The sequence below is a fragment of the Rhizobium sp. NPDC090275 genome, from assembly GCF_044772225.1.
Taxonomy (GTDB): Bacteria; Pseudomonadota; Alphaproteobacteria; order Rhizobiales; family Rhizobiaceae; genus Rhizobium.
Genome location: NZ_JBIVYL010000001.1, coordinates 812240 through 826723, shown reverse-complemented (window position 1 = coordinate 826723; position 14484 = coordinate 812240). Strand labels below are relative to the sequence as shown.

At 61.8% G+C, this 14484-nt stretch carries 17 protein-coding genes; 6 read left to right on the top strand and 11 right to left on the bottom strand.

Annotated elements, in window-relative coordinates; genetic code table 11:
• Positions 1–37: 37 nt before the first annotated feature.
• Together ACIQUB_RS03970 and ACIQUB_RS03965 are read right to left on the bottom strand one after the other, a co-directional pair.
• Positions 38–673: a uracil-DNA glycosylase family protein gene (locus tag ACIQUB_RS03970; protein ID WP_113236223.1), complete on the bottom strand. Its 636-nt coding sequence runs from the start codon at positions 671–673 to the stop codon at positions 38–40.
• The gene (locus ACIQUB_RS03965; protein WP_113236222.1) at positions 667–1206 is read right to left on the bottom strand and encodes a thermonuclease family protein; all 540 of its coding nucleotides are present in this window, start codon (positions 1204–1206) and stop codon (positions 667–669) included. Before ACIQUB_RS03965 ends, ACIQUB_RS03970 begins: the two co-directional genes overlap by 7 nt.
• Positions 1207–1311: 105 nt before the next feature.
• Here ACIQUB_RS03965 and ACIQUB_RS03960 point away from each other — a divergent pair, with 105 nt between their 5' ends.
• The gene (locus ACIQUB_RS03960; protein ID WP_113236221.1) at positions 1312–2847 is read left to right on the top strand and encodes a HAMP domain-containing sensor histidine kinase; all 1536 of its coding nucleotides are present in this window, start codon (positions 1312–1314) and stop codon (positions 2845–2847) included.
• Between the two features lie 6 nt (positions 2848–2853).
• Here ACIQUB_RS03960 and ACIQUB_RS03955 read toward each other — a convergent pair whose 3' ends face one another.
• The 3 genes from ACIQUB_RS03955 to cobT all read right to left on the bottom strand — a co-directional run bounded on the left by ACIQUB_RS03955 (position 2854) and on the right by cobT (position 5608).
• The gene (locus ACIQUB_RS03955; RefSeq protein WP_162737383.1) at positions 2854–3954 is read right to left on the bottom strand and encodes a hypothetical protein; all 1101 of its coding nucleotides are present in this window, start codon (positions 3952–3954) and stop codon (positions 2854–2856) included.
• A gap of 115 nt (positions 3955–4069) precedes the next feature.
• A complete protein-coding gene (locus ACIQUB_RS03950) occupies positions 4070–4450 on the bottom strand; it encodes a diacylglycerol kinase (RefSeq protein WP_018900596.1) in 381 nt (126 codons plus the stop codon).
• A 135-nt stretch (positions 4451–4585) separates the two neighbouring features.
• Positions 4586–5608, bottom strand: coding sequence for a nicotinate-nucleotide--dimethylbenzimidazole phosphoribosyltransferase (cobT, locus tag ACIQUB_RS03945; protein ID WP_047512304.1), 1023 nt, complete (start codon positions 5606–5608; stop codon positions 4586–4588).
• 138 nt (positions 5609–5746) lie between these two features.
• On the opposite strand from cobT, the gene ACIQUB_RS03940 reads away from it, so the two are divergent.
• Genes ACIQUB_RS03940 through ACIQUB_RS03930 form a run of 3 tightly spaced genes read left to right on the top strand, consistent with a single transcriptional unit; the run spans position 5747 to position 7456 of the window.
• On the top strand, positions 5747–6529 hold the full coding sequence (locus ACIQUB_RS03940) for an adenosylcobinamide-GDP ribazoletransferase (RefSeq protein WP_113236219.1): 783 nt from the start codon (positions 5747–5749) through the stop codon (positions 6527–6529).
• 19 nt (positions 6530–6548) lie between these two features.
• Positions 6549–6758: a DUF1289 domain-containing protein gene (locus ACIQUB_RS03935; RefSeq protein WP_113199929.1), complete on the top strand. Its 210-nt coding sequence runs from the start codon at positions 6549–6551 to the stop codon at positions 6756–6758.
• Positions 6755–7456 carry a TIGR02281 family clan AA aspartic protease gene (locus tag ACIQUB_RS03930; RefSeq protein WP_018900600.1) on the top strand — a complete coding sequence of 234 codons (702 nt, stop codon included), beginning with the start codon at positions 6755–6757 and terminating at the stop codon, positions 7454–7456. Before ACIQUB_RS03935 ends, ACIQUB_RS03930 begins: the two co-directional genes overlap by 4 nt.
• A gap of 21 nt (positions 7457–7477) precedes the next feature.
• On the opposite strand, the gene ACIQUB_RS03925 is transcribed toward ACIQUB_RS03930, so the two are convergent.
• Complete coding sequence (locus tag ACIQUB_RS03925) at positions 7478–8839, bottom strand: HAMP domain-containing sensor histidine kinase (RefSeq protein ID WP_113236218.1); 1362 nt, start codon at positions 8837–8839, stop codon at positions 7478–7480.
• The gene (locus ACIQUB_RS03920; protein ID WP_113236217.1) at positions 8826–9503 is read right to left on the bottom strand and encodes a winged helix-turn-helix domain-containing protein; all 678 of its coding nucleotides are present in this window, start codon (positions 9501–9503) and stop codon (positions 8826–8828) included. Before ACIQUB_RS03920 ends, ACIQUB_RS03925 begins: the two co-directional genes overlap by 14 nt.
• 205 nt (positions 9504–9708) lie before the next feature.
• Between ACIQUB_RS03920 and ACIQUB_RS03915 the strand changes: the two genes are divergently transcribed.
• Positions 9709–9975: a hypothetical protein gene (locus ACIQUB_RS03915; RefSeq protein ID WP_113236216.1), complete on the top strand. Its 267-nt coding sequence runs from the start codon at positions 9709–9711 to the stop codon at positions 9973–9975.
• 16 nt (positions 9976–9991) lie between these two features.
• The gene (locus ACIQUB_RS03910) at positions 9992–10795 is read left to right on the top strand and encodes a hypothetical protein (RefSeq protein ID WP_402928710.1); all 804 of its coding nucleotides are present in this window, start codon (positions 9992–9994) and stop codon (positions 10793–10795) included.
• A 7-nt stretch (positions 10796–10802) separates the two neighbouring features.
• Here the strand turns inward: ACIQUB_RS03910 and ACIQUB_RS03905 are convergent, their stop codons facing one another.
• The 4 genes from ACIQUB_RS03905 to ACIQUB_RS03890 all read right to left on the bottom strand — a co-directional run bounded on the left by ACIQUB_RS03905 (position 10803) and on the right by ACIQUB_RS03890 (position 14257).
• Positions 10803–11564 (bottom strand): ABC transporter permease, encoded by a 762-nt coding sequence (locus ACIQUB_RS03905; RefSeq protein ID WP_018900601.1) that lies wholly within the window; start codon positions 11562–11564, stop codon positions 10803–10805.
• Positions 11561–12487, bottom strand: a complete 927-nt coding sequence (locus ACIQUB_RS03900) for an ABC transporter ATP-binding protein (protein ID WP_113236214.1) — start codon at positions 12485–12487, stop codon at positions 11561–11563. Before ACIQUB_RS03900 ends, ACIQUB_RS03905 begins: the two co-directional genes overlap by 4 nt.
• Positions 12488–12650: 163 nt before the next feature.
• On the bottom strand, positions 12651–12899 hold the full coding sequence (locus ACIQUB_RS03895) for a hypothetical protein (RefSeq protein ID WP_018900603.1): 249 nt from the start codon (positions 12897–12899) through the stop codon (positions 12651–12653).
• A gap of 77 nt (positions 12900–12976) precedes the next feature.
• The gene (locus tag ACIQUB_RS03890) at positions 12977–14257 is read right to left on the bottom strand and encodes an extensin family protein (RefSeq protein WP_402928707.1); all 1281 of its coding nucleotides are present in this window, start codon (positions 14255–14257) and stop codon (positions 12977–12979) included.
• Between the last annotated feature and the right edge of the window lie 227 nt (positions 14258–14484).

The following is a 14484-nucleotide window of genomic DNA, read 5'->3' as shown; positions in this document are numbered from 1 at the left end:
GTATAGCGCGATTCCGGCCGTTTGAAAGAAATTTGTTTCAGTTCACAAGCATTGTGATGCGCGCCCTCAAGACCGGCAGCAATTCCTCTTCGAACCATGGATTACGCCTGATCCAGCCCGTGTTGCGCCAACTTGGATGCGGAAGCGGCAGGATGGCCGGCGATCGGTTGGCAAACAGGACTTCCCGCCATGCCTGCACCGTCTCGGTCACGCTACCGCGCCGCTCGTTGCCCAGATGCCAGGCCTGCGCATATTGCCCGATGACGAGCACCAGTTCGATCTGCGGCATGGCCGCGACCACAGGCGGCCGCCACCGAGGCGCGCATTCGCGCCGGGGCGGCAGATCGCTGCCCTTGGCGTCGTAACCCGGAAAACAGAAGCCCATCGGCACGATGGCGAAACGATCGCGATCGTAGAATGTGTCGCGATCGACCTGCAACCATTCGCGCAACCGGTCGCCTGACGCATCGTTGAAGGGAATGCCGCTCTCATGCACCTTCAGCCCCGGCGCCTGCCCCGCGATCAGTATCCTGGCTTTGGTCGAAATCACCGCCACCGGCCGTGGCTCATGCGGCAGCCGGTGATCGGGCCCGCGCAGCGGCTCGTCGCGACAGATCCGGCAGCCGGCGATCGCCTCGCGCATCTCCTCCAGCCCATCCGCCGCACCTACCATCCTAAAAATCCTCTGACGCCGCCCGCGCGTTCGGCATCCTGCCTGTGGTCGCGGAAGTCACGCAGCCTCTCGAAAACGCCGGCCCAAAGACCGGCCTTCTCCGATCGCGCCTCAGCCTCCTCGTCACCATAAGCGCCATAGGAAACCGCCATGCCCCGCCGCACCATCACGGCATTGATATCCGTACCGTCCGCATGGCACACGACAAGCAGCCGCTGAAAGCGATCCCTCTCGGTTCCCACGCAGCGCGCATCATCACCGGCAACAAGGCTCTGCAGCAAGCGCTTGGCTTCCTGCCCGCACGCCCATCGCGCCCCACCACGCTCGCAGGTCTGCGCAAGCTCGGGCGCATCGATCCCCTTCAGCCGCATCCTCTCCTCGCCGATCGCAAGGCTGTCGCCATCAGCCGCGTGGAAACGGCCGGCGTGGGAGATTTCGGGGACATCGTTCAGCTTGGCCGCGATCAGCCAGATGAACGCGAGCAGCGCAAAGGCCGTCACACCGTCACGAACGGTTCTGAAACCCCGCGTCACGGTTTCGCCTCCTTCAAAAACAAACCCTTGGGAAAATTGGCAAACAACTTCTTAATATTTGAGCCCTAGTGTGCAAGCATCCGCAGATCAAGCGTCACGTGTATAATGAGTAACGGCGTAAGCACATCGACAGATAAGAATATCGTCGACAAATCACGGAGTCACCGCAACAAGCCCGTCGCAAAGGCTGTGCGGGTGACGCGTGATCGCCTGCAATCGAGCCATGCGCCAAGCGGCGCCTTCGATCGCGATGTGCTGAACCTCTATATCAATGCCGTGCTGCAGGGCGCCTCGATCATCCCGCTGTTCGTGATCATCATCGCGATCCTCGGTATCTATTTCACCGGCGACACCCAGATCGTGCTCTGGGCCATACTGACGCTGACGGCCCATGCCGTGAACGTGTTTCTCGCTCGCCGTGCCCGCAAGCGCGAGATGACGGCGATCCGCACCCGCAAATGGCGCCGCCTGCTGCTGCTCGGCCAGTTCCTGATCGGCTGCTGCTGGGCCTATTTCGCCATTCAGGACTGCGCCGCCTGCGAGCCGGCAAACCTCGTGCTCTACAAGGGCGCGACGCTTCTGATCGCGCTGTCGCTGACGGCGATGTGGAACTATATGCTGACGCTGTGCGTGCTGGTGACCTTCTCGCCCGTCGTCTTCGCCCTCGTTGCCAAATCCGGCATTTCCCGCGAAATCCTCGAGATCAGCCTGACCGCGACGCTGACCACCACCGTTATCTTCTTCCACTACATCAGCGACCGCCTCTTCCGGCAGAACCTGCGCATCCTCTCCTACCAGGCGGAGAAGGACGACCTGATCGCCGAGCTCGAAGTCGCCAAGTCCATGTCGGATGAAGCCCGCCGCCGGGCCGAAGAGGCAAACCTCGCCAAGTCCCGCTTCCTCGCCTCCATGTCGCACGAACTGCGAACGCCGCTCAACGCCATCCTCGGCTTCTCCGAGGTGATGTCGGCGGAAGTCATGGGACCGCTGAACAACGCGACCTACAAGGAATATACGAGCGACATCCACCGCTCGGGCCAGCACCTCTTGAACCTGATCAACGAAATCCTCGACCTCTCCCGCATCGAGGCCGGCAAATATGAGCTCAGCGAAGAAGCGATCTCGCTGCTCGATATCTCCGAAGACTGCATCGGCATGGTGCAGCTGCGCGCCCGCGGCAAGAACATCACCATTTCGCAGCAATTCGAGCTCGAACTTCCGGCCGTCTGGGCCGACGAGAAATCGATGCGTCAGGTGATCCTCAATCTTCTGTCCAACGCCGTGAAGTTCACGCCGCAGGGCGGCGAGATCATGGTCAAGGTCGGCTGGACCGCCGGCGGCGGCCAGTACATCTCCATCAAGGACAACGGACCGGGCATTCCCGAAGACGAAATACCGGTCGTCCTTTCCGCCTTCGGCCAAGGCTCGATCGCCATCAAGAGCGCCGAACAGGGCACCGGCCTCGGCCTGCCGATCGTTCAGGCGATCCTCGCCAAGCACGATGGCCAGTTCATCCTGAAATCCAAGCTGCGCGAAGGCACCGAAGTCATCGCCATCCTGCCGGCACGACGCGTGCTGCAGTCGGTTCCGGCCGTCGAAGACGCCCAGGCTGTCTCCCGCAAGCGTCGCAGCTTTGCTTGAGGCGAATTACCGAACGATCGCCTTGAAGTCCTTGTCATCGGCAAAGTCCTGCAGATCGTTGTCGTAGCTGGCTGCATCCGCGAGTTCGGCAAGTGCCGTCTTGAAGTTCGAATTCAAACGCACAGCCTTTCGAGCCGCATCAAGCACTGCCAGACGCGCAAGCCGTTGCTCGCCCTCCGGGGCTCCCGACTCTCGCAGTGCATGGAATTTCTGGCCGTATGCGGCCGCCATCAGGTACCAGTAATAAGCGATCTTGACCGCCGGTGTCTTCACGAGCTTGTTGCCGAGCGTGATTGCGTTCCGATAGCCCTGCGGTTGATAGAGCACATTCTTGATGATCTCGAGACTGTCGTTGATCGAGAGTTCGTCAGAAACCGACGTGTAGGCCATCGGCACACTCATTGACGCCTCCCCGATCATCGCCGCTGCGTCCTTGAAATCCGGGACATCCGTCTTCAGCGGCAGGTCGCCGATCTCCTCCGAGAGCCTGATCTCCACATATTGAAAGAGAGGCGACAGGTAGATGCGGGTGTAGATGTAAAAGAAGATAAAGCCACTAACGAGACCGCAGACGAGAAGAAACGGCCCCACGGCGGGAAGCGCGCCTGCGCTGGCATGTCCGTCAATGATGAAGACTTGTGCCTTGCGGCTCAAGAAGTCGCTGAACTGGTTAAACGCGCGGTCCAGCGAGCCTATCTGCGTCAGCCCCACGCCGACCAACATCGTCGTCAACCACTCCGATATTCGCTCTAGGTTGGTATTCGACCCCAGCAGTCGTTCTCTCTTCAGTGCCGTATTGGCCACAGCGGCTTTCGTCCGAGACGTTGCCTCTTTGGCGGCAGGCGCCGGTGACGGATTGTCTTTTGCAAGTATCCGCGGAACGGAAAAGAGAAAGCCGAGCAAGCCGCCGATAGAGATCCCGACAAACACGATCAGCCCGCCTATGCCGATCGCAGCAACCCAATCGCCGAGTTGTGCCAGGGCCATGAAGCCAAGCGTTGCAGTCGTTACGACAGCGCCGACAATCGCGAGTAAAACCGCATGTCGGTTTCGCTCAGCCTCTTCACGCTCGTTCCGCTCAGCTTCGTAAACGCTGCTTACAGCCACAACCGCCTCCCCCTCCCTACTCTGGAAAGGACAGCATGGCGGATATCAAAAACACCTAAAAGATGCACTTACGGCGTAAACACAACCGATTACATCATAGACTAGAAACCGCCCCTCAGCCAAACATCAAATGCTTGCCGATCGTAAACAGCATGAAGATGCCGCAGGCGGTGAGCATGCAGAGAACGGCGAAGGAGCCGAGATCCTTGGCATGCTTGCCGACGCTAGAGATCTCCGGCGAAATGCGGTCGATGACTTCTTCAATCGCGGTGTTGAGCGCCTCGATGGCGAAGACGATCAGGAATAGGACGACTGCGATCATCAGCTCGACAAGCGTCGCGCCCACCGCCAGAAGCAGGATCAGCGCGACGGCGGCGAAAAGAAGCTCCTGCCGGAACGCGGCCTCCTTGATCAGCCGCTTGAAGCCGCCGAGCGAGTAACTGGCGGCGGCAAAAAAGTGGCTGATGCCGGTGAGTTTGGTCACGGCAGGTTTCATCAGGCGTCCTCGTCGTCAGGTAGATGGCGGCAATGCCTGCCGCTTCATATCAGAAAAATGCGAATAGCGTGTACACGCTCGCGTCGCAAGCCATCTGTCATAAACCTGTCACGAACCTGAACGCAGACGATCAGTTCAGTGTTCGTGCTTGTTTGTCACACCTGCCTGCGCGAAGGTCGCCATGCCAGAATGGCAGGCAGCGGCCGCCTTGACGATGCCGGCGGCAAGCGCTGCCCCCGTGCCTTCGCCGAGCCGCATGCCGAGCGCCAGAAGCGGCGTCTTGCCGAGCATTTCGATCGCCTTCAGATGGCCCGGCTCGCCGGAGACGTGACCGATCAGGCAGTGATCGAGCGCCGAAGGGTTGGCGGCCTGCAGGATCGCGGCGGCGGCCGTCGCCACGTAGCCGTCGATCAGCACCGGAATGCGCTCGACGCGGGCAGCCAGGATCGCGCCCGCCATCGCGGCGATCTCGCGGCCGCCGAGGCGGCGCATGATCTCGAGCGGATCGTCGAGATGATCACTGTGCAGCGCCACCGCCTTTTCGACAGCGGCAACCTTGCGCTCGAACATCTCACCTTCCGAGCCGGTGCCGGGGCCGACCCAGTCGCGGGCATTGCCACCGTACAGCGCGTAGTTGATCGATGCGGCGATCGTCGTGTTGCCGATACCCATTTCGCCGATACAGAGTAGATCGGTGCCACCGGCGATCGCTTCCATGCCGAAAGCCATGGTGGCGGCGCAATCGCGCTCGGAAAGCGCCGGTTCCTCGGTGATGTCGCCGGTGGGATAATCGAGCGCCAGGTCGAACACCTTCAGCCCGAGATCGTAGGCGACGCAGATCTGGTTAATGGCAGCACCACCGGCCGCGAAATTCTCGACCATCTGCTGCGTCACAGTCGGCGGAAACGGCGTGATGCCCTGCTTCACGACACCATGGTTGCCAGCGAAGATCGCCACCAGCGGCCGGTTGACGGCGGGCGTGCGGCCCGTCCAGGCGGCGAGCCAGAAGGCGATTTCCTCAAGGCGCCCTAGCGAGCCGGGCGGCTTGGTCAACTGGGCATCGCGCTCGCGGGCAGCGACCAGCGCCCGTGGATCCGGCCCCGGCAGATCGCGCAGAAGTGTCCGGAAATCGTCGAACGGCAGGCCTGAAACGCTCATGGATGCGGCTTCCTTGTCTCGTCTGTAAACTTGTCTTATGGCTGCAAATCAGCTTCTTTCGCGGCCACTCTTAAATCCAGCCGCGAAGCGGAACAACTCTAAAAAGCGCCAGACATCATCCCCGGGAGCGGACGCGCCATGAACATCGCAACCTATGTGGCGGATATCGCGCGCGCCGTCGCATTCCTGAGCCGCATTCCCATGCCTAGCGCGGCTTTCGCGGGATATGACGGAAAACTCGGTCGCGTCGCGCGCGCCTTTCCGGTCGCCGGCATCATCATCGGCCTGCTGCCCGCAATCGTTCTGCTCGTCATGCTCGGCCTGCGCGCCGACCGGCTGATGTCGGCGCTGGTGGCGCTGGCGGTACAGGCGATCGTCTCCGGCGCGCTGCACGAGGATGGCCTTGCCGATTGCGCCGACGGTATCGGTGGCGGCCGCGACCGCGCCCAGCGGCTGTCGATCATGAAGGATAGCCGCATCGGCACCTATGGCGCCATCGCGCTGATCCTCTCCTTCGCCATTCGCGCCGCCGCCATTGCCGCGATCGCACGTGGCGTCGTACCGTTTGCCGCCGCCCTCGCCCTGCCCGCCATCGGCTGCATCAGCCGCGGCGCTCTGGTCTGGCACTGGCACCGCCTGCCGCCGGCCAAGGCCGATGGCGTGGCCGCAGCCGTTGGCCAGCCCAGCGAAGGCGTCATGCAGATCGCGGTCGTCTCGGCCTGCGCGCTGGCGGCACTCTTGATCTGGCCGAGCCTCGGCCTGCTGCCGCTTATCTGCGCGCTGCTTGCCTGCGGCCTCAGTGCGATGATCTTCACCCGACTGGCCCGCGTGACCCTCTCCGGCCACACCGGCGATACGCTGGGCGCCACCGCTCAAATTTCCGAGATGGCGGCGCTGTGTGCTCTTGCCATGGCTTTGTGAAACAACGATATCATTTGTCATGATAAGCCCGTGCATCAACATCTGCTCCATTGATTCATCCAGCGGCTTTTGCGCGGGCTGCGGCCGAACGATCGAGGAGATTGCCGGCTGGGCGGCGTTTTCGGATGAAAAGAGGGACGCGGTCATGCGCCTGCTGCCCGCCAGGATGAAAGCGATACCGCCCTCGGCATCGCGCGAGACGATGGCAAGTACGGAGCTCACCGCATGAACAGGCTGACGATTGGACTTGGCGGTCTCGGCATCGGCCTTCTCATCTTGCTCTTCAATCACGACAGCCCCAAAATCCTCGGCGTCAGGACCGACGATTTCGGCCGCATGCTCTATCTTCTCCCCATCGCGCTCATGCTGGCCGCCGGCATATGGGGACGGCGCATCAGCGTCGGCGAGACGATGCGCCACATGATGATCTGGCTGGTGCTGATCCTCGGCCTCGCCACCGTCTATCTCTATCGCTACGACGCGCTCAGCGTCGGCAACCGTCTGCTGGCTGGCCTCATTCCCGGCCGCGCCGTGGTCGTGACCACCAGCGAAGGCGGCAAGGAAGTCATCCTGCACAAGCTGCTGAATGGTCATTTCGAGGCCGATGTCGAGATCAACGGCCAGACCATCACGATGTTGGTCGACACCGGCGCCAGCATGATCGCGCTCTCGCGCGAAGACGCCGAGCGCGTCGGCATCATCCCAGATAACCTGACCTATTCGATGAGCGTGATGACCGCCAACGGCCGGGCCCAGGCAGCACCCGTCACGCTCTCTGAAGTGGCGATCGGCCCCATCGTGCGCAACAACGTCGCCGGCAGCGTCGCCGAGGACGGACGGCTGGACCAGAGCTTGCTCGGCATGAGCTTCCTGGAGACCTTGGGTTCGCTGCAGATGCAAACCGACGAACTCAGGATGCGCGACTAGCCGCAGTCATGGCCCAACTGCCTAGCGCAGGGCGGGAAAACGAACCAGCACGCGCGTTCCGGGCTGGTTATCCTCCAGAACCACCTCGGCCGAATGCAGGTCGGCAACAGCCTTCACGAGGCTCAACCCCAAACCGCTGCCAGCCGACGTCCGGCCCTTGTCGAGCCTGTAGAGCCGGCGAAACACCTTCGTGTGTTCCGCGGTGGGAATTCCGACGCCATTGTCCGCCACACCGGCAAGAAGCAGATTGTCGCGGCGGACCAGCGAAAGCTCGATCAGCGTTCCTGTCCCACTGTGGGTGATAGCGTTCTCGATCAGGTTGACGAACATCTGGATCAGCAGCTCGCGGTCCCCCATCAGATGCATGCCGGCAGCATCAACCGCGACAAAACGCAATGTCTGGCCGGCGTCGACAGCCACATCACGGTAGATCTCCGTGACCGATGACATGACATCGGCCAGGTCGACCGATTGAAAACGCGCCCGCCGGGCACCGGCCTCGATCTGGGAGATTCTCAGCAGCGCTTCGAAAGTCGCGTTGATCTGATCGCTCTCCATGCAGGCGTCGGCGATCTGTTGCCCGACCGGCTCACCGCGTTCCGTTCGTTCCGCCGCGTCCTCAAGCGTCATCTTCAACCTGTTGAGCGGCGTCTTCAGCTCGTGCGCGATATCGGCGCTCACCTGCCGCATGCCCTCCACAAGTCCCGACAGCCTATCAAGCGCATGATTGATCTTCTCGGACACCAGATCAATGTCATCGCCATTCCCACGCAAGGCAATGCGCGTTGCAAGCTCGCCATTCGACACATCGATCATCGTGCGCGCCACCGCGTCGAGGCGCCGCTGGGCTCGGGTCGCCAGGAAAGCGCCGCCACCAACGGCGATCAGCACGATGACGCCGGCGGCCCAGCCGAGACTTACCAGCAGGATTTCGCCAAGCCTCTCCTTCTCCGCGAAGCTGCGGCCCACCACCAGCCGGTTGCCACCAACAAGACCGCTGCGCACGCGGTAGGAATGTCCGTCAGGCAACCCCAACGACGACGCACCAATGCTCGACAGACCTTCGCTCGTCACGGGGAGTGCCAGATTGCCCGCCAGCCGCTTGCCATTGGCATCGCTGAGTAAAAACACGCCCTGATCCGGCGAGCGCAGGCTCGAATAGGTGTTGACCGCAGCGATCAGGTCCTCGACATCGTTCTGCGCATAGGTCGAGGCGATCGCGCTGTAGATCTCGTTGACGGTATCATCCAGCTGGCGTTCGAGACCGCTGTTCAGCATGCGATAGGTAATCGCGCCGGCAACCAGGAAGGCGGCGACGAAAAGCACGCCGAAGGTCATCGCCAGGCCAAAGGGCGTGCTGCGCAGGAGATTAACGCGGCGCATGCAGACTGTAGCCCGTGTTGCGCACCGTATGCAGCAGTTGCACCGCAAACGGCCGGTCGATCTTTGCCCGCAGGCGGCTGATATGTGTTTCGACCACGCTCGTCTTCGGATCGAAATGGAAGTCCCACACGCGTTCCAGCAACATGGTCCGCGTCACCACGCGCCCCTCGCCGCGCATCAGCACTTCAAGCAGCGTAAACTCACGCGGCTGCAGGTCGATGATCTGCCCTGCCCGCGTCACCTGTCGACGCAGGAGATCAAGCTCCAGATCCGCGACACGCAGCACCGTCTTCTGCTCCTGCAGACGCGGCCGCCGCGCCAGCGCGTTCGCGCGTGCCAGAAGCTCCGAGAAGGCAAAGGGCTTGACCAGATAATCGTCCCCGCCCGCCTCAAGTCCATCCACACGATCGTCGACCCCGCCGACAGCGGTCAGAAACAGCGTCGGCGTACTGATCCGCGCGGCCCGCAAGGCCTTGACGAGGGACAGGCCATCAAGCCCCGGCAGCATGCGGTCGACGATCACGACGTCGTAGGCTTCGCGCGTAGCCTGAAACAGCCCGTCGCGCCCGTCATGAACGACATCGCAAGAATGGCCAGCCTGGATAAACCCTCTCGCCACGTAATCGGCCGCCCGCCGGTCGTCTTCGACCACCAATACCCACATGCCTGAAGTCCGTTGCTTCCGCCTACTATTCGGCATCGCCAAGCTACCCGTTTCCGGCGGGAATGCCATCGCGCTTTGCAAACCTTACGAAAACGTATGGTGCCGGCGAGGCCAGCGTATGTCACTGCCCCTAGTGTCTGTTTGCGGATCGGCGAACAACGCCGCGCCCCGCTCAACACGACCACTCAATAGAAGGACACGCATCATGAAGACCATCGCCGTAGCAGGCATCCTGAACGCCCTCGTCGCCCTGGGCTTCGTTCTCGTCTCGATGCCCGCGCATGCAGCACCGGCACCTTGCGAGGACATGCTGAAGGATATGCGCGCCACGAAGGCAACAGCGAAGCTCGCGGATGCTGACGCAAAGAAGGTGAACGACCTTGAGACCAAGGCGGTCGAACGTTGCAACGCCGACGACGATGCGCGCTCCGACAAGTTTCTGGCCGAAGCCATGAAGATCATGGGCAAGTAAGAAGCGAGGCATCGTGATGACAAACGCCATTCGAGCTGGCCACGAGCCCGCCAACCGCGTTCCGAACGTGACGGTCGATTTCTGGCTGATCAAGCTGATGGCCGTCACCATGGGCGAGACGGCCGCCGATTATCTCGCCGTCAATCTGGGGCTCGGCCTGACCGTGACCTCCGTGATCATGGCGGCCATCCTCGCTGTCGCCATCGCCATCCAGTTTTCGATGAAGCGATACGTCCCGTCGGCCTACTGGGCCGCCGTCGTGCTGATCAGCATTGTCGGCACCTTGGTCACCGACAATCTGGTCGACAACTTCGGCGTCCCGCTTGATGTCACCACCATCGGCTTTTCGATCGCGCTCTTTCTGACCTTCCTCGGCTGGTACGCGCTCGAACGCACGCTCTCCATCCACACCATCTTCACGACGCGACGTGAAGCCCTTTACTGGCTGGCGATCCTGTTCACTTTCGCGCTCGGCACAGCTGCCGGCGACCTCATCGCCGAACGGATGGAGCTCGGCTATCTCAGCACAGCCTTGTTGTTCGCCGGCGTGATCGCGGTGATCGCACTCGCCTACTATCGCGGCGGCATGAACGCCATTCTCGCCTTCTGGCTCGCCTATATCGTCACGCGTCCGCTCGGCGCATCGCTGGGCGACCTGCTGTCACAGCCGGTCGAGTATGGCGGCCTCGGATTTGGGACGATCTATACCAGCCTCCTCTTCCTCGGCGCGATCGTGGTCATCGTGACCTACATGACGCTGAGTGCCCGACCGGAGCGCGACGAGGATTCCCCGTCGCGCGAGGCCATCGATCGGCGATGAAGCAGCATCAGTTGCGCAGCTTGTAGCCGGTCCGGAACATCCAGCCGAGCGTTCCCAGGCAGATCGCCAGGAACAGCGAGATCATGCCGAGGCTGATCAGCGGATTGACGTCTGCAATGCCGTAGAAGCTCCAGCGGAAGCCGCTGACCAGATAGAGCACCGGATTGAAATGGCTGACCGCCTGCCAGAAGGGCGGCAGCATGTTGATCGAATAGAAGCTGCCACCAAGGAAGGTCAGCGGCGGCACGACCAGCATCGGGATCAGGTTAAGCTGCTCGAAATTGTTTGCCCAGAGACCGATCATGAAACCGAACAGGCTGAAGGTCACGGCGGTCAGCACGAAGAACAGCGCCATCATGAACGGGTGCTCGATCCTCACCTCGACGAAGAAATTCGCCGTCAGCAGGATGATCACCCCGATCATCAACCCCTTGGTCGCGGCCGCCCCGACATAGCCGAGCAAGATCTCGGCCATCGCCACCGGCGCCGACAGCACTTCGTAGATCGTGCCGGTGAATTTCGGGAAGTAGATGCCGAAGGAGCCGTTACCGATGCACTGCCCCAGCAACGTCAGCATGATCAGGCCCGGCGTGATGAAGGCGCCATAGGAGATCCCCTCGACTTCCTGGATGCGCGACCCGACGGCCGCACCGAAGACGATGAAGTAGAGCGATGTCGAGATGACCGGCGAAACCACGCTCTGCAACAGGGTGCGGCGAGTGCGGGCCATTTCGAAGAAATAGATGGATTTGACGGCTTCGAAGTTCATTTTGCGCCTCCCACGAGCGCCACGAAGATATCTTCGAGCGAACTCTGCTGCGTCGACAGGTCTTTGAAATGGATGTTGTGTTCGGCAAGCCGCGTCAGCAACGCGGCGATGCTTTCCTGGTCGTTCTCGGCATCGAATTCGTAGGTCAGCCGGTTGCCGCCGGCGGTGAGCGCAAGCCCGTTGCCCGTGAAGATTGCCGGTAAAGCCTCAAGCGGCTCGGTCAGCTCCAGAATCAGCTGCTTGCGACCGAGCTTGGCCATCAGCGCCGTCTTGTCCTCGACCAGAAGCAGCTCGCCGCCATTGATCACGCCGACGCGGTCGGCGATCTCCTCGGCCTCTTCGATATAGTGCGTCGTCAGGATGATGGTGACGCCCGCTTCGCGCAGCTTCTCGACGACGTGCCACATGTCCTTGCGCAACGCCACGTCGACGCCGGCCGTCGGTTCGTCGAGAAACAGGATTTCAGGCTCGTGGCTCAATGCCTTGGCGATCAGGACGCGCCGCTTCATGCCGCCGGAGAGCTGGCGCAGCGTATTGTCCTTCTTGTCCCAAAGCGACAGGTCGCGCAGCACCTTTTCGATATGCGCCGGATCGGCCTTCTTGCCGTGCAGGCCGCGCGAAAAGCTGACCGTGTTCCACACCGTCTCGAACTGGTCGGTGGTGAGCTCCTGTGGCACAAGCCCGATCATCGACCGTGTCGCCCGGAAGTCCTTGACCACGTCGTGGCCGCCGACAAGCACGGCTCCCCCGCTCGGATTGGCAATGCCGCAGACGATCGAGATCATCGTCGTCTTGCCGGCGCCATTCGGGCCGAGAAGTGCGAGGATTTCGCCCTTCTCCACATCGAGATCGATGCCCTTCAGCGCTTGGAAGCCGTTACCGTAGATTTTCGTGAGATTGCGGATGGAAATGATGGGGGCCATGAAGGGCTCTTGAAGACGAAAGGAAGGATTTCGCCGCTATATAGCCGCTCCGCGACAGTTTTACATCCCATTGACTGCGAACAGAGTATTCATTTGCTCGAAAACGATGCAATTGAAAACGCGGTTCCTCGATCGTCAGGACTACAAGGCCCCCACAGCCTTGCTACCAGGCGCCGTTCACGCTGCAACCGGCCGGCGGCAGCGTCTTGCCTTCGAAGCGCGCCTTCAGCATCTCGCAGCCTTTGACGCGAATGAAATCGGGCATCTTCATGTTGAGGCTGATCCCCACTTCATCGAACGGATCGCTCGCATAGGCCACATAGGCATACCAACGGCCGCCGAACACCGCGACGGCGGCGATCACCACGATCGCGATGAAAAACAGAATGTTCGGGCGCTTTTTCTCGGCCACAACGATCTCCTCTTACTGATAGGGAGCCCGTTTAAAGCGATTCCCGCAGCCGCGTCGATGCCGAGCCGCGAATGCCGTCAGTCGCAATAGACCTTGCCGCTCTTGCGCTCGCGAAGGTCGAAATGGAAGTGGTTCCAGTGCTCCGGATTGCTGCCGGGGCCGAGCACCGTGTTGAAATACTTGCAGCTATCGGTACGCACGGCCTTGAGCAGCCGGCCCTCGCGGAAGGAGAACAGGCCCTTCTTGCGCACGTCGATCTCGTGCCCGCTCTTCAACACGAACTTGCCGACATCGATCGCGTTGCCATGTGCATGCTCGGACATCGGATTGTAACGCTGGCGGCTGTTGTTCATGCGGCGGCAGCTATAGCCGCCAAGCGGCTGGATCGTCTTGATGCCGGACCAATAACGGAACCGTGCCGATGGCGCGAGCTCGTTCTTCACCCACTTGGCGAAGGCGAGCGTCACCTGGCAGTTCAGCGTCACCGCCGGGCGAACGCCGATATTGCCGGACAGACCCTGCAGCGAGATCGGATAAGGCACCTGGCATGCCGGCCCGTTGGAGATCGGTGGCTTGTCGGTGAAGACGACGCCCATCCGCTTCAGTTCGCGCCGGCAGGAGAGCTCCGAACTTGGCATCACGCCGGGCACAGCCGGTGCCGGCTGGCTCATCTGCGGCTCGCTGTCCATCGGATTGTTCGGCCGCAGCATCGCCACTTCCTGCGGCTCGCTCTCTTCAGGCACGCGCGCCGGCGCCACGACAGTGCTGCCGTCGCCCCATACCTGCTGCTGTTGCCCCATCGCCGCCTGGCTCGCTGGCCGTGGCGCGCGCATCCGGTTCATCTGCGTCGGGTTATCGGTGCCGATGCCATCGACGACGGGCTGGTCCGATTGCCCCTCGGCGATCTGTTGCTGCTCTTCCTGGGCAAGACCGGTAACCGGCTCGGCTCCAAGCTCGGCATCCATGTTGACGCCCTCGGGCGGCACGGCAAGCGTCTGCGTCCCGCCCCAGGTGGCCGGCTGGCCGCTGAACTGGCCCGCAGCACCGCGTGCACCGGCCGACGCCTGATCGTTGGTCATCGGAGGCGCTGCGCTCGCCTGTCCGCGACCGGCAAGATTGGGCGTATTCATATAATCGACGGAGCCCTGGACGGGCTGACTGCCGGCGGGATAGGCCTGATCGATGGCGCTGGAGGGCATGTTGACCGGCGCTTGGCGCCGTGGCGGCGAGATGGAACCGACCTTCGTGCCGCTATCCACGCTGCCGGGCGGAACGAGCGCATCCGTCGAGCACGTCGTCAGCGCTGTCGACAGCAGCACGGGCAGCACATAACGCCGCATGATGGAAACAAACGCCATACTCTCATCGCTTCCGAAGATCGGCAGTGACCAAAAAACTCGGTCCAAATTTAATAAAAAGCGGTGAACGAAACCTTACCCGCAGCTCCTACACGCCCGGACAAGGCCAGCGTGGCCGATCACGATTGCGGAAGCGTTTGAAACAAAAGCCCTAATCCGGGCGAAAAATCCGGGATCGGCGCGCGATAGTCACCGATCGGCGACGTGTGCGCTTGTCAGGCAGGAAA